The 17,767-nt window shown below is 66.2% G+C and carries 15 protein-coding genes; 7 read left to right on the plus strand and 8 right to left on the minus strand.

Annotated elements, in window-relative coordinates; genetic code table 11:
* Positions 1 to 80: 80 nt before the first annotated feature.
* The 5 genes from ACOOHP_RS14045 to prpB all read right to left on the minus strand — a co-directional run bounded on the left by ACOOHP_RS14045 (position 81) and on the right by prpB (position 6,970).
* Positions 81 to 989 carry a sulfotransferase domain-containing protein gene (locus ACOOHP_RS14045; RefSeq protein WP_420467111.1) on the minus strand — a complete coding sequence of 303 codons (909 nt, stop codon included), beginning with the start codon at positions 987 to 989 and terminating at the stop codon, positions 81 to 83.
* Between the two features lie 111 nt (positions 990 to 1,100).
* Positions 1,101 to 2,135 (minus strand): hypothetical protein, encoded by a 1,035-nt coding sequence (locus ACOOHP_RS14050; RefSeq protein WP_420467112.1) that lies wholly within the window; start codon positions 2,133 to 2,135, stop codon positions 1,101 to 1,103.
* 20 nt (positions 2,136 to 2,155) lie between these two features.
* Positions 2,156 to 4,753: a Fe/S-dependent 2-methylisocitrate dehydratase AcnD gene (acnD, locus tag ACOOHP_RS14055; protein ID WP_420467113.1), complete on the minus strand. Its 2,598-nt coding sequence runs from the start codon at positions 4,751 to 4,753 to the stop codon at positions 2,156 to 2,158.
* 105 nt (positions 4,754 to 4,858) lie between these two features.
* The gene (prpC, locus tag ACOOHP_RS14060) at positions 4,859 to 6,019 is read right to left on the minus strand and encodes a bifunctional 2-methylcitrate synthase/citrate synthase (protein ID WP_420467114.1); all 1,161 of its coding nucleotides are present in this window, start codon (positions 6,017 to 6,019) and stop codon (positions 4,859 to 4,861) included.
* Positions 6,020 to 6,079: 60 nt separating this feature from the next.
* Positions 6,080 to 6,970, minus strand: coding sequence for a methylisocitrate lyase (prpB, locus tag ACOOHP_RS14065; RefSeq protein ID WP_420467115.1), 891 nt, complete (start codon positions 6,968 to 6,970; stop codon positions 6,080 to 6,082).
* A 131-nt stretch (positions 6,971 to 7,101) separates the two neighbouring features.
* Between prpB and ACOOHP_RS14070 the strand changes: the two genes are divergently transcribed.
* The 3 genes from ACOOHP_RS14070 (at position 7,102) to ACOOHP_RS14080 (ending at position 10,430) form a co-directional block, all read left to right on the plus strand.
* On the plus strand, positions 7,102 to 8,379 hold the full coding sequence (locus tag ACOOHP_RS14070) for a citrate/2-methylcitrate synthase (protein ID WP_420467116.1): 1,278 nt from the start codon (positions 7,102 to 7,104) through the stop codon (positions 8,377 to 8,379).
* A gap of 114 nt (positions 8,380 to 8,493) precedes the next feature.
* Positions 8,494 to 9,432 carry an alpha/beta hydrolase gene (locus ACOOHP_RS14075; protein ID WP_420467117.1) on the plus strand — a complete coding sequence of 313 codons (939 nt, stop codon included), beginning with the start codon at positions 8,494 to 8,496 and terminating at the stop codon, positions 9,430 to 9,432.
* A gap of 80 nt (positions 9,433 to 9,512) precedes the next feature.
* Positions 9,513 to 10,430, plus strand: coding sequence for an alpha/beta fold hydrolase (locus tag ACOOHP_RS14080; RefSeq protein WP_420467118.1), 918 nt, complete (start codon positions 9,513 to 9,515; stop codon positions 10,428 to 10,430).
* Position 10,431: 1 nt separating this feature from the next.
* Here ACOOHP_RS14080 and ACOOHP_RS14085 read toward each other — a convergent pair whose 3' ends face one another.
* Entirely contained in the window at positions 10,432 to 11,808 is a 1,377-nt protein-coding gene (locus ACOOHP_RS14085; RefSeq protein ID WP_420467119.1) for a WS/DGAT/MGAT family O-acyltransferase, read from the minus strand.
* A gap of 274 nt (positions 11,809 to 12,082) precedes the next feature.
* Between ACOOHP_RS14085 and ACOOHP_RS14090 the strand changes: the two genes are divergently transcribed.
* Entirely contained in the window at positions 12,083 to 12,955 is an 873-nt protein-coding gene (locus ACOOHP_RS14090; RefSeq protein WP_420467120.1) for an alpha/beta fold hydrolase, read from the plus strand.
* A gap of 14 nt (positions 12,956 to 12,969) precedes the next feature.
* On the opposite strand, the gene ACOOHP_RS14095 is transcribed toward ACOOHP_RS14090, so the two are convergent.
* Positions 12,970 to 13,647, minus strand: a complete 678-nt coding sequence (locus tag ACOOHP_RS14095) for a histidine phosphatase family protein (protein WP_420467121.1) — start codon at positions 13,645 to 13,647, stop codon at positions 12,970 to 12,972.
* A gap of 177 nt (positions 13,648 to 13,824) precedes the next feature.
* Here ACOOHP_RS14095 and ACOOHP_RS14100 point away from each other — a divergent pair, with 177 nt between their 5' ends.
* The gene (locus ACOOHP_RS14100; protein ID WP_420467122.1) at positions 13,825 to 14,385 is read left to right on the plus strand and encodes a TlpA family protein disulfide reductase; all 561 of its coding nucleotides are present in this window, start codon (positions 13,825 to 13,827) and stop codon (positions 14,383 to 14,385) included.
* A gap of 13 nt (positions 14,386 to 14,398) precedes the next feature.
* Here ACOOHP_RS14100 and ACOOHP_RS14105 read toward each other — a convergent pair whose 3' ends face one another.
* Positions 14,399 to 15,358 (minus strand): beta-ketoacyl-ACP synthase III, encoded by a 960-nt coding sequence (locus ACOOHP_RS14105; protein WP_420467123.1) that lies wholly within the window; start codon positions 15,356 to 15,358, stop codon positions 14,399 to 14,401.
* Positions 15,359 to 15,452: 94 nt separating this feature from the next.
* On the opposite strand from ACOOHP_RS14105, the gene ACOOHP_RS14110 reads away from it, so the two are divergent.
* On the plus strand, positions 15,453 to 15,938 hold the full coding sequence (locus ACOOHP_RS14110; protein ID WP_420467124.1) for a cupin domain-containing protein: 486 nt from the start codon (positions 15,453 to 15,455) through the stop codon (positions 15,936 to 15,938).
* 48 nt (positions 15,939 to 15,986) lie between these two features.
* Positions 15,987 to 17,729 (plus strand): type IV-A pilus assembly ATPase PilB, encoded by a 1,743-nt coding sequence (pilB, locus tag ACOOHP_RS14115; protein ID WP_420467125.1) that lies wholly within the window; start codon positions 15,987 to 15,989, stop codon positions 17,727 to 17,729.
* Positions 17,730 to 17,767 lie beyond the last annotated feature (38 nt).

A 17,767-nucleotide genomic window follows, 5' to 3' on the forward strand; every position in this document is an offset into this window, starting at 1 on the left:
TCAGATTTTGTGACGCCGGGGTAACGGACGTCGATCATCGCCCGTGACTTCCCGGAGCCTTTTCGTACGGCCACACTGCTTCAGGACAGCGCCTCGCCGGTCTTGAGCCAGTGCGCACACTCCGGCCCGAGTTCCTGCACCGCGCGCGCCTCGTACTCCGCGCACTCCTCGGCACCGAGCGTGTCCTTCCAGCGCCCGTTCACGCCCTTGTGCACGAAGGTCTCCGCGCCGCCGTCCCAGAACGCGCCGCCCAGCGGCGTGCTCTTGGTCGCGTTCTTCTTCATCCATTCGAACGAGCACCGCTCGACCATCTCCGGCCACTTCGACTCGTCGATGGGCGCACTGATGAAGGCCGCGATGCGACGCATCTGCCCTTCCATGTCGCGCTTCATCTCCGCGAAGTGGATGAACATCACGTTCGGCAGATGACGGATTTCCCACCACGTCCGCACGTTCTCCCAGAACGGCCAGAACGGATGGCCGTCGCCGTCCAGCCACTCGCGCCAACACTGCTGGACCGTGGCGGCCGGCGACCCGATCGGCGGGCCGATCCTGCCCGGTGTGTCGTTGAGCGCCGCGTACCAGGTCTGGTTCGCGTTGACGTGATGGTTGTACAGACTCCACACCACGTCGCGCGCGTCGCGGCCGATATAGATGTATTTCGCCTTGGGCGAGAACACCAGCGCATCGACCGGCAGGTGTGTCTTCAGAAAGCGGCGGTGCGTCGGCGCCTCCACCGCCAGCAGCTTCACGGCTTTCGGCGGCACGCGGATATCAAGCCAGGGCGACATCTCCGCCACCGCACGATCCTTGTCCGGCCCGAACAGGAGCTGCGCGATGATCTGCTGCGTCCAGGTCGTACCCGACTTCGCCCAGGTCGCGATGACGATGTCATCGTCGCGGAATTTCAGATCGTTCCAGATCGTGGAATCGAAATGGTGGTTTTGGAACTCGCGGGTCTTCTGAGGCCAGAAAACTGCGTGGGTCATCGACATCTCCCTTCAGAAAGTAGCCCGGTTCCGCGAATGCGGAGCCGGGGTGCGACGTTCAGGGAAAGCCCAAGCTCGCTCCAAACAACGCAGCGAACCGAGTTACGCTGGCTATAGGTCAAATGGCTTCGGCTCGAAAAATTCGAACTCCTTTTTGTTGTGCCATGCCAAGTGAAGCGGGAGGTTGAACTCCTTCCGCAGCGAATTCACGTATTCAACTTGCTCTGGGCCCGGCTTGCGGTCCAAAAGCACTATCCATTTATCAGACCGCTCTCGGCCGGGATAAATGTTGTACTCGATTAGCTGGCCGATCGCTTCACGCAGAGCATGACGAATGCTGGCGCCGTAGCTGACCTTGATCTCCACTCGGTGCGAACTACCGCGATACTCGAACTCCACATCAACATCTCGGTTTTCCTGTCTCGGGACAATCCCCCGCTTTTCGAGCCAACGGCATAGCGCGTTGGACAGGGCGTTGTGGCGGGGCACAATTTCCCTGAGATTTTCGCGGCTCTCCCTGAAATATCCATCCTCTGCCAGATCGACACGAACAGGTCTTTTGTCGCCTTTCGTCGCGCGCGGCAGAGCCGCCTTAAGTTCTGCTAGCTCGACATAAGTAAACATCTTGAATCGGTGAGAGAGCGTCTTGTCGCCGACACGAGTAGAAATTTTGATGGGCGGATCAAAAATAGTAATCGAATCCGCTGGGCACTTGACCTTCAGCCATGACTCTTTGAGCGAGCTCTCAATTTCCTTCCGTGCAGCGTCCCGCGACATGTTCGAAACAGCGCTTCGCAGTTCGCGTGCTCGGCGATCAAGAATTCCTCTGGCTCGAAAGCTCTCTAGAACCTTCTTGTATTCGTCCTCGGCAACTAGCTCTGCGTTTTCATAGCAGCCGACGAGTAGGCGCTCTCTAGTGGTTGGATGAATCGAGTAGAAGTAGAGCGGAAACGACTGCTGATGTTGGAGCGCTGGAGATGTGTAGATGTAGCCGTACACCCAGCCGAGCACAGCGTCGTCTAGCTGAAAGTTCCACTCCTCATGTCCGAACCCTTTTTCACCCGGGAAACCTTTCTCGTCGGTGCTCCCGGCAGGCAACTGCCAGCCGCGCGTATTCCAACATACCCTCTGGACGATGGCTGCCATTTGGAGGTCCACCCGTTCGATTACGCCGCCTTGGTGGACGCCAGAAAATCCATCGCAAACCGCTGCAGCACGCCGCCCGCCTGATACACCAGCACTTCCTCGTCCGAATCGAGGCGGCAAGTCATCGGCACTTCGAGCTTCTCGCCGTTCTTGCGCGTGATGACCAGGGTCAGCGTCGTGCGCGGCGCGAGCTTGCCGGTGACGTCAAAGGTTTCCGTGCCGTCGATGCCCAAGGTCAGGCGTGTGGTGCCGGGCTTGAACTCCAACGGCAGCACGCCCATGCCGATCAAGTTGGTGCGGTGGATGCGCTCGAAGCCTTCGGCCGCGATCACTTCCACGCCGGCCAGACGCACGCCCTTGGCGGCCCAGTCCCGCGAGGAACCCTGACCGTAGTCGGCGCCGGCGATGATGATCAGCGGCTGCTTGCGCGCCATGTAGGTCTCGATGGCTTCCCACATGCGCACGACCTTGCCCTCCGGCTCGATGCGCGCGAGCGACCCCTTCTTGACCTTGCCGTCTACCACCGCCATCTCGTTGACGAGCTGCGGGTTGGCGAAGGTCGCGCGCTGCGCGGTGAGGTGATCGCCGCGGTGGGTGGCGTAGGAATTGAAGTCCTCTTCCGGCACGCCCATCTTGTGCAGGTACTCGCCGGCCGCGCTGTTCATCATGATCGCGTTTGAGGGCGACAGATGATCGGTGGTGATGTTGTCCGGCAGTACCGCGAGCGGACGCAGACCCTTCAGGCTGCGCTCGCCGGCCAGCGCGCCTTCCCAGTAGGGCGGCCGGCGGATGTAGGTGCTCATCTCGCGCCAGTTGTACAGCGGGCTGATCTTGGCGCCGTCGTCGGCTTCCTTGCGAAACATCGGCTCGTAAACGGCGCGGAACTGCGTGGGGTTGACGCTCTTGGCGACGACGGCATCGATTTCCTCGTCCGTTGGCCAGAGGTCCTTCAGGGTGACGGGCTTGCCGTCCTGGTCGGTGCCGAGCACGTCCTTCTCGATGTCGAAGCGCACCGTGCCGGCAATCGCATAGGCGACCACCAGCGGCGGGCTCGCGAGAAAGGCCTGCTTCGCGTAAGGATGGATACGACCGTCGAAGTTGCGGTTGCCACTGAGCACGGCGGTCGCGTACAGATCGCGGTCGATGATCTCTTTCTGGATCTTCGGATCGAGCGCACCGCTCATGCCGTTGCACGTGGTGCAGGCGAAGGCGACGATGCCGAAGCCCAGGCTTTCGAGCTCCGCCAGCAGTTCGGCGTCTTCGAGATAGCGCTCGACCACCTTGGAACCCGGCGCGAGCGAGGACTTCACCCAGGGCTTGCGCGTGAGGCCGGCGCGGTTGGCGTTCCGTGCGAGCAGACCGGCAGCGATGACGTTGCGCGGGTTGCTGGTGTTGGTGCAGCTGGTGATGGCGGCGATGATCACCGCGCCGTCCGGCATCTGGCCGTCGGCGGGCGGCGCCCACTGCGCGGCAATGCCGCGGGCGGCCAGGTCGGAGGTCGGTAGACGCTTGTGCGGGTTGCTGGGGCCGGCCATGTTGCGCACCACGGTGCCGAGGTCGAACTTGAGCACGCGCTCGTACTCGGCGGTCTTGAGCGCATCCGCCCACAGCCCGGTGTGCCTGGCGTAAGTCTCGACCAGCTGGACTTGCTCGTCGTCGCGGCCGGTGAGCTTCAGATACTCGATGGTGTTCTGGTCGATGAAGAACATCGCGGCCGTGGCACCGTATTCGGGCGCCATATTGGAGATCGTGGCGCGGTCACCCAGCGTGAGTGCCGAGGCGCCCTCGCCGTAGAATTCCAGGTAGGCACCGACGACCTTCGACTGGCGCAGAAACTCGGTCAACGCCAGCACCACGTCGGTCGCGGTGATGCCCGGGCCGGGCCTGCCGGAAAGCTCGACGCCGGTGATGTCCGGCAGGCGCATCCAGGACGCGCGGCCGAGCATCACGTTTTCCGCTTCCAGACCGCCGACGCCGATGGCGACGACGCCGAGCGCATCGACATGCGGCGTGTGGCTGTCGGTGCCGACGCAGGTGTCGGGAAACGCCACGCCATCCTGCGTGTAGACCACCGGGCTCATTCGCTCCAGGTTGATCTGATGCATGATCCCATTGCCCGGCGGGATGACCTCCATGTTCTTGAAGGCCTTCTTGGTCCAGTCGATGAAGTGGAATCGGTCGTCGTTGCGCCGGTCCTCGATCGCGCGGTTCTTGGCAAACGCATCCTTCTCGAAACCGCCGTGCTCGACGGCCAGCGAGTGGTCCACGATCAACTGCACCGGCACCACCGGGTTCACCTTGGCCGGGTCGCCGCCCATGTCGGCGATGGCATCGCGCAGACCCGCCAGATCCACCAGCGCGGTCTGGCCGAGAATGTCGTGGCAGACCACCCGCACCGGAAACCAGGGAAAGTCCAGATCGCGCTTGCGCTCGATCAACTGGCCGAGATAGGCCTTGAGTTTCCCCGGTTCGGCCTTGCGCACCAGATTTTCAGCGTGCACGCGTGCGGTGTAGGGTAACTTTGCCCAGGCACCCGGCTTGATCGCGTCTACAGCCTCACGCGCGTCGAAGTAGTCGAGCTGGGTGCCTGGGAGGTTCTTGCGGTGGGCGGTGTTCATGGCTATCTCGGGAATGGGGAATCGGGAATGGGGAATCGTTAGAAGCGAGAAGCGGCTTGGCCTTTACGATTCCCGATTCTCTATTCCCGATTCCCGGCGAGCGCGCTACGCGCGTTCGCCAATCGGCACGAACTTCTGATCCTCGGGCCCGACGTAATTCGCGCTCGGGCGGATGATCTTGCCGTCGATGCGCTGCTCGATAATGTGCGCGCTCCAGCCGCTGGTGCGGGCGATGACGAACAGCGGGGTGAACATGTCGGTGGGCACTCCCATCATGTGATAGCTCACCGCACTGAACCAGTCGAGGTTGGGGAACATCTTCTTGATGTCCCACATCACGGTTTCGAGGCGTTCGGCGATATCGAACATCTTCATGTTCTGGTGTTCGGCCGACAGGTCCCTGGCGACCTGCTTGATCACCTTGTTGCGCGGATCGGACACCGTGTACACCGGATGACCGAACCCGATCACGACTTCCTTGCGCTCGACGCGCGCCTTGATGTCGGCTTCGGCCTCGTCGGGATTGTCGTAGCGCTTCTGGATCTCGAACGCGACCTCGTTGGCACCGCCGTGCTTGGGGCCACGCAGCGCGCCGATGCCACCGCAAATCGCCGAATACATGTCCGAGCCGGTGCCGGCGACCACGCGCGAGGTGAAGGTCGAGGCGTTGAATTCGTGCTCGGCGTATAGGATCAGCGAGGTGTGCATCGCCTTGACCCAGGATTCTCGCGGCTTTTCCTGGTGCAGCAGGTGCAGGAAGTGGCCGCCGATGGAGTCGTCGTCGGTCTCGACGTCGATGATGTTGCCGTTGTAGGCGTAGTGGTACCAGTACAGCAGCATCGAGCCCAGGCAGGCCATCAGCTTGTCGGCGATGTCGCGCGCGCCCGGGTGGTTGTGGTCGTCTTTCTCGGGCTTGACGCAGCCCAGCACCGAGACCCCGGTGCGCATCACATCCATCGGGTGCGACGACGGCGGCAGCTGTTCCAGCGCGGTCTTGACCGCGGCGGGCAGGCCGCGCAATGCCTTGAGCTTGGCCTTGTACGCGGTCAGCTCGGCAGCGGTCGGCAGCTTGCCGTGCACCAGCAGATAGGCGATCTCCTCGAACTCGCAGGTGGTGGCGACATCGAGGATGTCGTAGCCGCGGTAATGAAGATCATTGCCGGTGCGGCCGACCGTGCACAGCGCGGTGTTGCCGGCTGCGGTGCCGGACAGGGCGACGGATTTCTTGGGCTTGAAACCGGGGGCAGCTGCGGGGGATTCGCTCATGTCTTCTCCTGGGTAGGGCGGGCCGTGCCCGCCGTCGATGATCGGCGGCCGCGGACCGCCCTACTTCTTCTTTGCAGCAAACAGCGCGTCGAGCCGGTTCTCGAAGGCGTGATAACCGATGCGATCGTAGAGTTCGGCGCGCGTCTGCATCTGATCGATCACGTCTTTCTGGTGGCCGTTTTCGCGGATCGAAGTGTAGACCGCCTCGGCGGCCTTGTTGGCAGCACGGAACGCGCTCAGGGGGTAGAGCTGGATGCCGACGCCGACGCTGGCCAGTTCCTCGCGCGTGAACAGCGGCGTGGCCCCGAACTCGGTGATGTTGGCCAGCACCGGCACCTTCAGCGCATCGACGAAACGCTTGTAGGTGGGCAGGTCGTAGGCGGCTTCCGCGAAGATCGCATCGGCACCCGCCTCGGCGCAGGCGATGGAGCGTTCGATGGCCGCGTCCACCCCCTCGGCCTGGATGGCGTCAGTGCGGGCGATCAGGAAGAAGTCCGGATCGGTCTTGGCGTCGGCGGCCGCCTTCACGCGATCCACCATCTCGCCCTGAGAGACGATCTCCTTGCCAGGACGGTGGCCGCAGCGCTTGGCGCCGACCTGGTCCTCGATGTGACAGGCGGCCGCGCCCGCCTTGATCAGACTCTTGATGGTGCGCTCGATATTGAACGCGCTGGGCCCGAAGCCGGTGTCGATATCCACCAGCAGCGGCAGATCGCAGACGTCGGTGATGCGCCGGGTATCGACAAGCACGTCGTCCAAGGTGTTGATGCCGAGGTCCGGCAGCCCTAGCGAGCCGGCCGCCACGCCGCCGCCCGACAGGTAGATCGCCTTGTAACCGGCGCGTTGGGCCAGCAGGGCATGGTTGGCGTTGATGGCGCCGATGACCTGCAGGGGCTTCTCGGCGGCAAGGGCGGCGCGGAAACGCGCACCGGCAGAGGCGGGGCTGCTCATCTCGGGTCTCTCCTGGATGTCGGGGACTTCGGAACGGGTCGGCGCGAACGCCGCGCCCTTTATTGTGGACCTGCACTGTGGCAGCAGATCATGGATTGATCAATCTTGATTCAATAAGTCAATATATCGGCATGCAAACCCCGACCCGAGCCGGCGACTACGTCGGCGCCCGCGAGGCAGCCCAGCGCCTGGGCGTCAGCCTCGCCACCCTTTACGCCTATGTGAGCCGCGGTCACGTGCATTCGCGTGCCGGCGAAGATTCGCGTCGGCGGCTGTATCGCCTGCAGGACATCGAGCGGCTGATCGAGCGTCGCGATGCCGGTCGCAGCGCAGCTCAGGGCGCAGCCCACAGTCTGGCCTGGGGCCTGCCGGTGCTGGAAACACGGGTGTCCCTGATCCGCCCCGAGGGCCATTACTACCGCGGGCACGCGGTCGCGGAGCTGGTGCGCTCCGGACAGAGCCTGGAAGCGGTGGCGCGCCTGCTGTGGGATTGCGGCGACGACGACCCCTTTGCCTTGCCGCCGCCCGCAGCCTGGCCGCCGCCGGTGAGATCGCTGCTGCGCGACCACCGCCTGCCGGCTCTGGAGCGCACCGCCGCCGCGCTGCCGCTGCTGGCCCTGAGCTCGGTGCGCGACCTGTCGCCCGACCCGCGCCGACGCCGCGAAAGCGCGGCCAGCCTGCTGCGCCAGACCACCGCCCTGCTGGCCGGCGTGGCGCCGGATCACCGCCCCGCGCACGAAGTGCTGGCACAGGCCTGGCGACCCGGCGACGGCCAGCTCGCAGAACTGGTCCGCGCCGCGCTGCTGTTGTGCGCCGACCACGAACTCAATGCCTCGGCGTTCGCCGCCCGCGTGGTCGCCTCCACCGGCGCCAGCCTGCACGGCGCGGTCGCGGCCGGGCTGGCGGCGCTGTCCGGCCCGGCGCATGGCGGCGCCACTGCGCGCGCTTACGAATTCATTCAGGACGCCAGACGCGCCGACTCCGCGCAGCGTCATGTGCTGGCCTGCCTGCAGCGCGGCGAGAGCCTGCCGACCTTCGGGCACCCGCTGTATCCGGCAGGCGATCCGCGCGCGCGACTGCTGCTCGATCAGCTCGAGGCGGTGCGACCGCGGCCGGCCCGTCTGCAGCGCGTGCGCCAGCTCCTCGAAGCCGCCATCGAGGCCAGCGGCCAGGCGCCGAGCACCGATTTCGCCCTCGCCGCCCTGGCCGACGTGTTCGAGCTGGGTCCGGAAGGCGGGCTGATTCTGTTCGCCGCCGGACGCGTCGCCGGCTGGCTGGCGCACGCGCTGGAGCAACAGTCGGAAGGTGGACTGATCCGGCCGCGGGCGAGTTATGTCGGTCGCGCGCCCGGCGTCGCCGCCACAAAGGCAGCGCAGCCCGCCACCCGCAAGACCGCGGATCCGGTCTGAACGCGCAAGGGCAAACCCGCACCGGCGCGACCCACCTGCGCGGGCAGGTGTCAGCTGATTCCCGTGCGCAGTAAGCTCCTAGGCCCCTATCAGTCGAATCGAGGAGACACTCTCATGCCCCTGCATCCCCAGGTCGAAGGCCTGCTCACTAACATGGCCGCCTCCGGCCTCAAGAAGATCCAGGACATGACGCCGGAGGAATCGCGCGCCACGTTCACCCCGGTGTTCGCCTCGCTGCCGCCGTCGCAGCAGAAGATCGCGAAGACCGAAGACCGCAGCGTGCCGACGCCGGCCGGTGCGGTGAAGACGCGCATCTACACGCCGGAGGGCAAGGGCCCGTTCCCGGCGATGACCTACTTTCACGGCGGCGGCTTCGTGTTCGGCAACCTCGACACGCATGACGGTGTGTGCCGCGAGCTGTGCGGCGCGGTCGGCATGGTGGTGGTGTCGGTGGACTACCGCCTGAGCCCCGAACATAAGTACCCAGACGCCACCGACGACTGCGTGGCGGTCACGCGCTGGGTCGCCGAGAACGCGGGCAGTCTCGACGCCGATCCGGCGCGCCTGGCGGTTGGCGGCGACAGCGCCGGCGGCAACCTCGCGGCGGTGGTGTCGCAGCGCCTGCGCGACGAGAAGGGTCCGAAGCTCGCAGCGCAGCTGCTGATCTATCCGGTGGCGCGCGCCGACGGCCACAAGACGCAGTCGATGATCGACAACGCCGAAGGCTATTTCCTCGAGACCGCGAGCATGTCGTACTTCATCGGGCACTACCTGCGCTCGCCCGCGGACGCGCAGCTGCCAGGCGTCTCTCCGATCTTCGCCAAGGATTTCTCGAACCTGCCGCCGGCGCTGGTGCTGACCTGCGAGTTCGATCCGCTGCGCGACGAGGGCGAGGACTACGGCAAGAAGATGCAGGCGGCCGGCGTGCCGGTCACGATCTCGCGCTACGACGGCGCCATCCACGGCACCTGGAATTTCTTCGGCGTGCTGGACCTGGGCCGCGCGATGCACAACGAGGCGGCGCGCTGGCTGAAGGAGGCACTGCGCGGTTAATCGCTGCGACGACGGGCCGCCGCGAGTCGTCTCGCGGCGGCCTTTTTCGTGGGTGTGGGTGTGCGTGTACGCTTTCGCACATGGACGGAAGCAAACCGGAAGACTGGCAGCGCGGCGACGCCCAGGTTGGCGAACTCAGGCTGCGCTGGGAGGCGATGGGCCCGGCGCATGGCGAGCCGCTGATCCTGGTGATGGGTCTGGGCTGCCAACTGATCCAGTGGCCGGATGCCCTGTGCGCCGATCTGGCAGCGCGCGGCTTTCGGGTGATCCGCTTCGACAACCGCGACATCGGCCTGTCCTCAGACGCCGGCCGCGGCGTGCGCTTCAACCTGCGCGCCGATTTCCTGCGCGTGCGCCTGGGCCTCAAGCCGGGGCCGGCCAACTACCGGCTGTACGACATGGCGCAGGACGTGGTCGGCCTGATGGACGCGCTGGGCATCGCCCGCGCGCATCTGGCCGGCGTGTCGATGGGCGGCATGATCGGCCAGCTGGTCGCCGCCACCTTCGCGCAGCGGGTGCGCTCGCTGTGCTCGATCATGTCCGGGACCAATCATCCGTGGACGCGGCAGTCGCGCATGGACCTGCTGCTGCGGCTGGCCACACCGCCGCCGGACCATGCGCGCGACACCATCGTGGCGCGCAGCACGCGCACCATGCAGCTGATCGGCAGTCCCGGCTATCCGACGCCGGAAACCGAGTTGCGCGCGTTCGCCGGCCGCGCCTTTGACCGCGCCTTCCGCCCCGGCGGCGTGCTGCGCCAGATGCACGCCATCGTCGCCACACCCTGCTTCGAGGACCGCCTGGGGCAGATCACCGCCCCGACCCAGGTCATCCACGGCAGCGTCGACCCGCTGCTCTACCCTGCCTGCGGCCGTCGCAGCGCGCGCTTCATCCCCGGTGCGCGGCTGGAAATGATCGAGGGCATGGGCCACGACCTGCCTACCGCCCTGCTGCCCCGCTTTGCGGAATTGATCGCCGCCAACGCGGCCAGGGCTTGAATCAGCCCGTCCGCTCGGCCAGCGCCTCAATCTCCTGCAGGCCCACCTCCAGGTAATCTAGCAGCCGCTGCACGTGCGGCAAGGTGCGGCGACAGGCGATCAGACCGAAGTCCAGGCCGTCGGCGCGGCTGGTCAGGCTGATGTTCAAGGCCATGCCGTCGGCCACCACCGACACCGGGTACATCGATTCCACCTCGCAGCCCTGCCAGTAAAGCGTCGAGCGCTGGCCGGGGACGTTGGAGATCACCAGGTTGAAGGCCAGGTGCTGCGGCCGCTTGACCGTAAGCATGTTGAACAGGCCCGGCGCCATCAGACCCACCGAATACCCCAGAATCTCGGCCGCCTTCATGCGCACGAACCTTTGCTTGTTGTGATCCACCGAAGCGCGGATCGCCGCCAGGCGCGAAGCCGGGTCGGCCAGGTGCGTGCCCAGGTTCACCAGCATGAAGGCGATCTGGTTGCCCGACTCGCTGTGATCGCGCCGGGTCGACACCGGCACGCCGGCGATCAGCGGCGCCGCCGGCAGGGCCTGCAGGCCGCTCAGATATTGCCGCAAGGCGCTGGCGCACATGCCGAGCACCACGTCGTTGACGGTGCAACCCAGCGCGCGCGCTGCTTTCTTGGCGCGCAACTGCGAATAGGTCTGTGCGGCAAAGCGCCGCGAAGCGCTGACCGGCTGGTTGAGCACGCAGCCTGGCGCGGCGGCGCCGGTCACCACATCGGGATGTCCGATGCGCGCCTCGTGCCAGGTCTCGCGCAGTTCTCGCGCCACTCCAGGCACGCTGCCAAAGGCGGCGCGGAACCCGGCCGCCAGCTTGGCGGCGCGGCCCACCGGCGCGGCCAGCAGGCCGGCTGGGCGCTCGCGGCGTCCGCGCGGCGGCAGCGCCCAGGTCGGCGGCAGAATCTGCTCGGGATCGGTGGACATGGACTTGAGCATCAACCGGGTGCCGGCGACGCCGTCGGCCACCGCGTGATGCACCTTGGAATAGGTGGCGATGCGGCCGCCTTCGACGCCCTCGATCACGTACAGGCGCCATAGCGGGTAGGCGCGGTCCAGGTGGCTGGCATGCATGCGCGAAACCATCGCCAGCAGATCGCGAACGCGGCCCGGTGGTGGCAGCGACAGATGAATGACGTGCTGGTCGATATCGAATTCGGGGTCCTCCACCCAGTAGCCGGCGCCCAGGCGCCGCTCCAGGCGCTGGTTGAACGGCGGCAGCGGCGCGCCGTAGGAACGCAGGCGTTCCACCATTTTCCTGGCGAAATCCTCCGGTGCGTCCGGCGGCGGCCGCAGCAGGGTCAGAAAGGCCACGTGCAGCGGCTGGTTGCGCTTCTCCAGGAACAGGAAGCCCGAGTCCAGCGAGGTCAGTCGTTTCATCAAAAGTCCGGTTATGCCGTACGCAAATGGGCCCAAGCGAATGCCGTGCCATTGTCGCGGCGACGCTGGCAGCTGGCCAGAGAAGCTTTGGTGAAGGCGCTGGCCGCCCCCACGGGGACCGCGCAGGGCCGCCCGCCTACCGTTCGTCGCCTGGCGGTCCGGCACGGTGACATCGAAAAATTTTCGTTGGTACCTTCCGCGGCCCTTCACCTAATCTTCATCGGAGTGCAACGCGGCTGTCATGGAAATGTGTTGGTCCGCGGACAGCGCCTGCGTGAACGGCCTGAGGCTGCACTGGGAGGTGACCGGACCGGCCCGTGGCGAGCCGCTGCTCCTGGTCATGGGCCTGGGCGGACAACTCATCCACTGGCCTGACAACCTGGCGGCGGATCTGGTTCGGCGCGGCTTTCGCGTGATCCGTTTCGACAACCGCGACAGCGGCTTGTCGGCCGACTCCGACCGCGGCGTGCGCTTTCACCTGCTGGGCGACTGGCTGCGCTCGCGCCTGGGTCGCGCCGCGCCCAGCAACTACAACCTGCACGACATGGCGCGAGATGCGCTGGGCCTGCTGGACACCCTGGGGATTCGCAGCGCGCACCTGCTGGGCGTGTCCATGGGCGGCATGATCGCGCAGATCCTGGCCGGCTCGCGGCCACAGCGCGTACGCAGCCTGACGTCCATCATGTCCAGCACCAATCATCCCGACCTGCCGCCCGCGCGACTGGACGTGTTGTGGCGCATGGCCGGCATCGGGCCGCGGCCGCGCACGCGCGATCAGGTCATCCGGCGTTCGGTACAACTGCTGCGACGGGTCGGCAGCCCGGGCTTTCCCACGCCGATCGAGCACCGCATGAACCTGGTGGGGCGTGCCTACGACCGCGCCTTTCGGCCGGCCGGGCACCTGCGCCAGACCCACGCCATCGTCTCCACCGGCAGCTTCGAGCACCTGCTGCCGCAGATTCGCGTACCCACCCAGATCGTCCACGGCCTGGCCGATCCGCTGCTGCGCCCGGCCTGCGGCCGTCGCAGTGCGCAGCTCATTCGCAACTCGCGCCTGGAGCTGATCGAGGGCATGGGCCACGATTTCGCGCCCACGCTGATGCCGCGCTGGGCCGAGCTGGCCGCGGCCAACGCCGGGCGCGCCTGAGACCGCAAGCTCGCTCAGACCCTCGCCAGCAGCGCATCGGGCAAGTGTCCGGTGGCGTTGAACGACACCAGCGACGGCGGGCGCCCGCGCGAAAACGCCAGCTCGGTCAGTGAGACGTTGTGGATGGCGCTCATGAAGGGCCCGACACTGGCATCCGGCAAGCCCAGCACGGTGGCCATGATGGCGGCGATCACGCCTCCGGAGGTCACCGCCAGAACGCGCTGGCCGGACTCCGGCGCGGCGGTCGCCTGGGCGAGCCAGTCCGCCACTGCACGACGGAAGCTGCCGACATCCGGCACGCCCTCGATCACCGTGCGGCCCTGCGTCCAGGCAGCGATCTCCTCGGCATAGCGGCGCCGCGCCTCGACGCCGGTGACCGCACCCGCACCGCGCAGGCGCACGCCCTGCCGGGCCTCCGCGGCGGCCAGGATCTGCTGGCCTTCGGCAAACTCGTCCAATGCGGCGATGCCGGGATAGGGCGCGTCATCCACGCCCAGCGCGCCCAGCGCGTAACGGGCGGTCAGCCGGTGACGTTCGCGCGGGCCGATATGGACGTCGGTGAACCGCCGCTGGCGCTGCGCGAGATGCTGGCCGGTGACGCGCGCCTGCTGATGGCCCAGTTCGGACAGGCTGTCGTAGCGGTCGGCTCCAAACGAAGCCTGGGCATGACGCAGGAGGATCAAGGTGCTCATCGGTAGTTTGAGCCGAGTGCTGTTGCCGCAGAGGGCATGGATGAATGCGGATTCAAGCACGTTGCGCTGGACTGGCGGGCACCGATCCGCGCGAGGTCTTGCGCGGATCGAGGATCTTTCGCGCGAAGCGCAAGCCGGTTAGGGTGCCGGATCGTCCCCTACCCGAACACCCGCAGCATGATCGAGCTTCGCTCCGCCCTTTGCGCACTGCTGTTGCTGAGCGCCGTGGCCGCTTCCGCCAATGCGCAGCCCAAACCCGATCGCAGCGAGTTGCTGGCCTTTGGCGCGCAGGCGCCGGAGGTTGCCGGACTGGTGCTCAACGGCGAGCGCGGCACCAGGCTGTCGCAGTTCCGTGGCCGCGTGGTGGTGGTGGATTTCTGGGCGACCTGGTGTGCGCCCTGCCTGCAGGCGATGCCCGAGCTCGACGCCATGCGCGCCGAGATGACGCGCCTGGGCTGGGGCGAACGCTTCGAGGTGGTCGGGGTGAACGTCGACAACGACATTCCCAAGGCGCGCCAGTTTCTGGAACGGATCGGGGTGAGTTATCCGGTGATCGGCGATCCCATCGGCATCATCATGAAGCAGTGGGGCCCGTGGAAACTGCCCGCCACCTTCCTGCTCGATGCCGACGGCAAGGTGCAGATGATCTGGCTGGGCTACGCGGATTATTTTTCCGCCGACATCCAGGAAAAGGCGCTGGAACAACTGCGCCTGCTGGACCCGCCGGCGCGCCCTTGAACCGGGCCAGCAACTACCACCGCAGCAGTGCCGACCCCCAGGTCATCCCGCCGCCGACGGCTTCGAGCATGACCAGGTGCCCCGGCTGGATGCGCCCGTCGCGTACCGCCACGTCCAGCGCCAGCGGCACCGACGCAGCCGAAGTGTTGCCCTGGTGTTCGAGCGTGGTCACCACGCGTTCGGGCGGCAGCCCCAGCTTCTGCGCGGTGGCGACGATGATGCGGATGTTGGCCTGGTGCGGCACCAGCCAGTCGATGTCGCTGCCCTGGATGCCGTTGTGCTCCACGGTTTCGCGGCACACCTGATCGAGCGCGCGCACCGCAAAGCGGAACACGGCCTGGCCGTCCATCTGCACGAAGGGATGGCCCACATGCTCACCGCCGTGCACGCTGCCCGGCACGCACAGGATATCGCCCTGGTCGCCTTCGGCGTGCAAGTGGGTGGACAGGATGCCGGTCTCATCCGACGGCTTGAGCACCACCGCGCCAGCGCCGTCACCGAACAGCACGCAGGTGCGCCGGTCGGTCCAGTCCAGCAGGCGTGAAAATACTTCGGCCCCCACCACCAGCGCGCACTTGCTCTGGCCGCTGGCGACGAACTTGTCGGCCACCGCCAGGGCGTAGACGAAGCCGGTGCAGACCGCCTGCACGTCAAAGGCGGCGCCGCGCTTGACGCCGAGCTTGCGCTGCAGGATGCAGGCGGTGGACGGGAATACGATGTCCGGCGTGGTGGTGGCGACCACGATCAGATCGATGTCGGCAGCCGCCACCCCCGCCATCTCCATGGCTCTGAGCGAAGCCTGCACAGCGAGATCGGACGTCAGTTCGCCTTCGGCGGCGACGCGGCGGCTGCGGATGCCAGTGCGCTGGAACACCCATTCGTCGCTGGTCTCGATGCGCGATTCGAGGTCCTGGTTGGTCACGATCTGGGCCGGCAGGTAGCCGCCGGTGCCGACGATGCGGGAATAGGTCATGGGTATTGATAAAAGAAGTGACGTGCGTGTGCAGCATCGTCGCGAACGACGATGGGCCTATAGTGTCGGCGATCCATCCGCCACGGACTACCGAATGAGAATCCCCTGTCCGATCGCCGGCCTGGCGCTGCTGGCTGCCGGCACCCTGCAGGCCGACGCGCCGCCGCCGTTGCCGCCCGGCGCGGTCCAGGCGCACGCCGAGCAACTGCGCTGGACGCCCGCTCCGCCGTCGCTGCCGGCAGGCTCCGAGAGCAGCCTGCTGGAAGGCGACCCGCGGGGCCCGGGACTGTTCACCCTGCGCATCCGGGTGCCGGCCGGGACCCGCCTGATGCCGCATACGCACCCTCGCCCGGAACGCATCACGGTGCTCAGCGGAGCGCTCGGTCTGGGGTTTGGCGACACCTACGACCAGACCCGGCTCAAGGTCTTTCGCGCCGGCGATTACTACATGACCCCGGCGGGTGTGGTGCATTACCTGGGCTTTGCCGAGGACACCGTGGTGCAGATCACCACCGAAGGCCCCTGGGGTCTCGATTATGTCGGCAACGGCGACCCGACAAAGGATTCAAACGTCCGCTGATTGTGCGTACTCTCCAACTCCGGTCGTCCATCCACTGAACCCACGCTCATGGCTCTGAATCCGCAAGCCCAGCCTTCCGGCAATGCCGCGCCGTTCATCGGTGGCCTGGCGCGACGGCTGGTGGCGGACAAGCTGCTCTCCGAAGAGCAGGCACGCGATCTGCAGGCCAAGGCGCTGCGTACCAACACGCCGATCGTGTCGGTGATCGTGGAGGGGCGCAGCGTGCCGGCTTTGCGGCTGGCCGAAGCGGCCAGCCAGGAGTTCGGGGTACCGCTGCTGGACCTGGGTTCGATTGCGCTGGATCACGCGCTGATGCTGGAAGTGGGCGAAAAGCTGCTGCGCAAGAGTCACGCGCTGCCGCTGTTCAAACGCGGGCGCCGCCTGTTCCTGGGCGTTTCCGACCCCACCAATCTGCAGGCGCTGGACGAGATCAAGTTCGCCACCGGGCTCACCACCGAGGCGATCCTGGTCGAGGAAGACAAGCTCGCCAAGGCGATCGAAACCGCTGCCTCGCAGGTCGAATCGGCCAATCTGAGTTTCGGCTCCGAAGAAGAGCTGTCCAATCTGGAAGTGCTGGACACCGACGCCGATGCCGGCGACGTCACCAAATCCGACGCCGACGACGCGCCTATCGTCAAGTTCGTCAACAAGATCATGGTGGACGCCATCAATCAGGGGGCCTCCGACATCCACTTCGAGCCCTACGAGAAAATCTTTCGCATCCGCTACCGCAAGGATGGCGAGATGCGCATCGTGGCCAGCCCGCCGCAGCAACTGGCGGTGCGCATCTCGGCACGCGTCAAGGTCATGAGCCGGCTGGATCTGGCCGAGCGCCGCGTGCCGCAGGACGGCCGCATCAAGCTGCAGATTTCTCGCAACAAGGCCATCGACTTTCGCGTCAGCACCTGTCCGACTCTGTGGGGCGAAAAGATCGTCTGCCGCATCCTGGACGCCACCCAGGCCAAGCTCGGCATCGACGCATTGGGTTACGAGCCCGAACAGAAGGCGCACTACCTCTACGCGCTGGAACGGCCGCAGGGCATGATCCTGGTGACCGGCCCGACCGGCTCGGGCAAGACGGTGTCGCTGTACACCGGCCTGAACATCCTCAACACCGAGGACGTCAACATCTCGACCGCCGAGGACCCGGCGGAAATCAACCTGCCGGGGATCAATCAGGTCAACGTCAACCCGCGCGTGGGCCTGACCTTCGCCTCGGCGCTCAAGGCCTTCCTGCGCCAGGATCCGGACGTGATCATGGTCGGCGAGATCCGCGACCTGGAAACCGCGGAGATCGCGATCAAGGCTGCGCAGACCGGCCATCTGGTGCTGTCCACCCTTCATACCAACGATGCGCCGCAAACCATCGTGCGCCTGATGAACATGGGCGTGCCGGCCTACAATCTGGCGTCAACGCTCACGCTCATCATCGCGCAACGCCTGGCGCGCAAACTGTGCCCGGTATGCAAGAAGCCGGCAGACATTCCGCGGCCGGAACTGATCAAGGAAGGTTTCACCGCCGAGGAGGTCGACACGCCAGGCTTCAAGCTCTACAAGGCGGTGGGTTGCGACCAGTGCGACCGCGGCTACAAGGGCCGCACCGGCATCTACGAGGTGATGCCGTTTTCCGAAGCGATGGGCCGCATCATCATGGAAGGCGGCAGCGCCATGGAGATCGCCGACCAGGCCCGCAAGGAAAATGTCAGCGACCTGCGGACATCGGCGCTGCTGAAGGTGAAGAACGGGGTGATCGATCTGCTGGAAGCCAACCGCGTGACCATGGCGGACTGAGCAGATCGACGATTACAGGGCCTGCGTACAGCGGGGCC

The organism is Panacagrimonas sp. (assembly GCF_965216805.1).
GTDB lineage: Bacteria > Pseudomonadota > Gammaproteobacteria > Nevskiales > Nevskiaceae > Panacagrimonas.